Below are 4,762 nucleotides of genomic sequence, written 5' to 3'. Positions count from 1 at the left end.
CACACGTTACATGAAACAGTTACACGTAACCATTGTTGTCGGTATATGTGGCAACTGCTCAGTAATGTGAAAAAATTCTTGAAAAAATCTGCAAATAGATTCTTTCAGATAAAGTAAATCGAGTGTCCCACTATTATGAAAAGTTATTTAGTACTATGTCACTCTTTCGTTTAAAAACAGAGGCAGTGTGAATGAACTCAGAGGCAACCCTCTTTAAGAGGGTTGGTTAAAAGTGGCTCAGTGTGTTTAATGTACCTACCTGCTACTGTGGCCCTCACTTTGGTCTATCAATCAGTGAAATATTTTCGCTAAAAGAGAAAACTGATTTTCCCGGTTTGAAATCGGAGAAAACATTTCAACTTTGAATAAATAATCTTGTGCTTGCCAAAATATATCAATACTCAGCATCAGTTGCTCTCTGAATAAATTAGAGTTATGAAATCAACTAACGCCGATTCTTATTGTTTATCCTGACTTTCAGGAACCGCCAGATTTCTGGCGAATAAGGAATTACTGCAAGAATAAAAAAGAGCTGAGCTAATTTAAATTCGAGGGCAACAAACAAGCCAATGAGAGCGAATAATCCAAACATTGCTGACGCCATCCACCTGATATCATTTAAAATATCCTTTATCATCCAAATAAGCACCCGCTTAATCCATTGCAGAAACATCAATATTATCCTTGCTTGTTGTAGTGACTTGATGATGTGCGATTCATCCAAACACAAGTACATTTTATCACTCAGAGTTGTGCGTTGATGGTCTTTTTATTTGGAGTGGTTATTGATCTGCTCTTTGATGAACCTAAATAATTGCTGGAATTCTTCTTCTGACGCAACGCTCTGGATGAGAGAACAATAAATTCATTGTCGTTTGTTTGTATAAACATAAGTTATTCATTGATGTAAGCTTTTTTAAGGTCATTTCATCCTATTGCTAACGAGCCAGTTAATATTACTGAAGTCAGGCTCTTGTCTCAATGGAATAGTCTGTAACAGAATCAATACGCCTTAAAATAGGGTGACGCATTATAAATTTTATCTGTTAGTCGAGTGCGTAATTCAGTGAGGTGTATATTTTAAGTTTGGTGCTGATTGTTAAAAGGCCGTAATCGTGGCCTTTAAAGATATCGATAATACTTAATTTTCCAATGCCATCTTAACTGCTTTCTCAGCATGTATAGCGGCCGTATCATACAATGGAATATTTGTATCAAGTTGGCTCACAAGTAAGCCAATTTCAGTGCATCCTAAAATAATGGCTTCAGCACCTTTGGAATAGAGATCTTGGATGATATTCAAATAACTCTGCCGTGAATTTGGTCGAATTTCACCAACATATAACTCATCATAAATTACACGATGAACTAAATCCCTCTGCTCGTCGTCTGGCACAATGACTTCAATATCAAATTTATTAGTTAATCTTGCTTTATAGAAATCTTCTTCCATTGTGAATCGCGTTCCTAATAAACCTACTTTCTTGATGCTATCACCAATCAATACTTCTGCGGTTGCATCTGCGATATGAAGTATGGGAATAGAAATGGATTTTTCTATATCATCAGCAATCTTATGCATTGTATTGGTGCATATCACTAAAAAATCAGCTCCACCAGCTTCAACAGATTTTGCCGCAGCACTCAATAACGTAGCTGCTTCATTCCAGCGAGAAGAACGTTGTAATTTTTCAATTTCATCGAAATCCACACTAAACAAACATATCTTGGCAGAATGGAGGCCTTTTAATTCCTCCTTGATTCTCCGATTAATTGCTTGGTAATAGCTAACCGTCGATTCCCAGCTCATTCCCCCTAGCATACCGATTGTTTTCATTCATTATCCTCAATGTTTTTAAATTATCTTGCCACAATTTGTAATTAATCTTAATAAAAGAGAGATTAGATAATGACATTAGCATTGAGGATTTTTAATACAAATAAAATTTATTATATAGATTTTAATTCAGTTATTAGTGGGTACCAGAAAACAAAAAAACCATATCCCCTACTTGGGTACATTTCAATAGATAACAGTAGACGATAATAGAGTGTGATTTTGAACTATTCTTTGATGGTGAAGGGCATAGAACAAAGCACTTAATATAATGATATTAAACAAAAAAATTATTATATTTTTAAATCTATACAAATTTCTATACAACTTACATTTTGTTAAGAACTCTCGCCAATTCTATTGTGCTACCTATGTGTTTTCAGTAATCAAGAGACAAGGTCAGTACGTTAAACGCACCAACCTTGTGAGAAGGTTGCGCCGAATTTCGTCGGAAGCTATGAAGAGATGGTTCAGCCTGCCTATGTGGATGGGATACCCAATAGTTTTGGGCTGGCTGAACGCTGCTTTTTAAAATGGGTAAAGAGTCAGCTTTATTCTAGTGCTACTCAATTCGTAAGGCATTGATAGCCGATGTAGGCATTTCGATAACCGTTTTAACACTCTTATCAATTCTCTCAATAATTCCCGTTCTGGGGCCGTTTATCCATGCATCACTTTTATAAAATCTGGCTTGTACAGCCGACAGTTCATCCATATCTTCAAATGCCCGGATAAGATAATAACAATCTGGATCATGCTGCGAGTTACCAAAACTCACCACATCAATTCCCTGTGAACGATGTAACGGAACGCTGACGTTTACCATAATTTCATGAAACTGACTGCCGGTTCCTTTCTTTAATTCGTACTGGAGTATTTCGATGATCTTGTTGTCCATGTATTCGCCTTACGTATTGTTATTCTTAATGGTGTGAGCATAACGAATAATACCGAAAATATGGCAGCCGTATAGCTATTAAGCGATAGAGGAGTCAGCTAACTGATAGCCCTGCCAATAAGAAGCCTTTCCCGTAACCATGGCGACTATAGAGGGACATTTTTCTTCTGTCTTCGTGCCATGTTCCACCACCTATAGATGAACTGGTTTTTCAATCATAATAATAATCAATAAGTTAAATCACTGCGAACATAATACGTACGGAGTCATTGAGTTATATTAAGTAACCTTGTGCTGGACGGCTTAAACTCAAGCCCCTGAGTTGTGATTTCCACAATGGAGGTTTAGAAAATTTATTCAAAAATCACGCTCTAACGAAAAAATCGCAAAATAACTGTACCATCTGTACCACTGCTCACGGAAGTTGTAACCAGTAGCAACCGTGGTGATCTTCACCATAGTTAAGTAACTCATTGATATTCTCGTTCATCCTCACTTTGAAGAAAAGTAGTAACCATAGTTGGCTAACCCTTTGATTTTTCCGAGGGGGTCAGTTTGACCACCCTATCACGATTTCCGTGATGGTTGATTTATGTGCTGGACAAACGCAATAAATTCACTGTATTCCAATATGTTGCTTGAGCGCAAGAGGCTGGACAAAACGACTTAACCATCTGTTTTTACATAACTCTTTTGGGCACACCTCTTAAAGATGTGTACAAAGTCTGTGCGTCGCTAAATGATACGTGCAAAGTTTGTACAACCCTTAATGAGTTGTGCAAATTCTGTGAGTCAGCCAGGCTGACGCTCAAATTGTGAGTAACTATCGGTTACGCTCAAGACCATTTGCGACTGATTAACTGTCAGTTACACCCAAAGTCCGATTATCGGATATTGGATTTTGCATCGACGAATTTCGTCGGTACAAACTAACCCTCTTAAAGAGGGTCAGTTCACCTATTGGGTGATCTATAACTAAACCTCTTAAAGAGATGTAGTTCTTGTTCCGGGCAACGAGACAAGTAACCCAAAATAATTGGGTCAGTTACATACGGGGAAATTCCGCATGTACAAAAGCAAAAGGTATTGAGATTTCCTCTATACCCTACGCTTAGCTCTGCTAAAAGTTATGGTGATTTTCACCATACCTTAAATGGGATATCACACTTTGAGAGGGTCAAAATTTTGACCATCTACGACAACTATTACGATTTCTCCAACAGTTAGTTAACGCCTTGATTTACTTAATCTCCGGTTCTATGCAGGAAATAAGCAAAAACAATAGGTTACGATAAATGGGATTTCAAATCCCTTTCAACCGATTGATATTCCTCAATTCATGCTCAGAACCGGTATTCTGGTTTTCTGACAGAATTGGATAAAATCAACGAGTTATAGTATTAAGACTAAGCGCATAGGGATTGATGGGAACCGCTTAATTTTAATCTTCCCTGTATGGTGATTTGCGTTATTATAAAAATCAATCGGCTAAAGCTAGAATTTCTTTTCTATGAATAACACTAATTTCATTTTTCTTTATATATAAATTAAGCAAACGATGTTGTCTCAGCTGTCTCTGTTGTCTCGATATGTTTATCATATTGTTTTATAACGATTAATATTTAAATTTTGAGACAACTAATCCCAATTTATGTTGTCTCAATTACTGCATTCCTTCTTACAAATAATACATATCAATTTGATAAATAAAGATTTAATGTAAAATTTAGTGTTGTCTCAAGATATTACTCTAACTCCCAATCATTCGAATGTAACCAGAACAAGCGGATAAAAACCATTGTGAACGGGGAAAAGGCTTACTATCAGGATGGTGAGCCGTGCGATATCCCAAGGCCGTTAGCTAAATAGCTTTTCAAAATGGTAGGCGAATCAAAGAAACTCAGTCCTATTTTTGCGAACTTTTTAATCGCAAAACCAAAAAAACACAAAAAGGAAGGACTGAGTTATGGCCATCGTACCACCAATTCCGCGCAATGAGCGGCGTCAAATGAGAAAAATTGTCCAAA

At 36.8% G+C, this 4,762-nt stretch carries 2 protein-coding genes; both read right to left on the bottom strand.

Annotated features, from left to right (window positions below; all coding sequences use genetic code 11):
• Nucleotides 1-1,141: 1,141 nt before the first annotated feature.
• Nucleotides 1,142-1,837, bottom strand: coding sequence for an aspartate/glutamate racemase family protein (locus tag AACS90_RS20605; protein ID WP_099123590.1), 696 nt, complete (start codon nt 1,835-1,837; stop codon nt 1,142-1,144).
• Between the two features lie 562 nt (nt 1,838-2,399).
• The gene (locus tag AACS90_RS20600) at nt 2,400-2,735 is read right to left on the bottom strand and encodes an NIPSNAP family protein (RefSeq protein ID WP_099123589.1); all 336 of its coding nucleotides are present in this window, start codon (nt 2,733-2,735) and stop codon (nt 2,400-2,402) included.
• Between the last annotated feature and the right edge of the window lie 2,027 nt (nt 2,736-4,762).

The sequence above is a fragment of the Xenorhabdus sp. KK7.4 genome (assembly GCF_963876465.1).
GTDB lineage: Bacteria > Pseudomonadota > Gammaproteobacteria > Enterobacterales > Enterobacteriaceae > Xenorhabdus > Xenorhabdus stockiae.
Note: the sequence above shows the minus strand (reverse complement) of the source record. Positions and strands in the feature narration are given on the sequence as shown.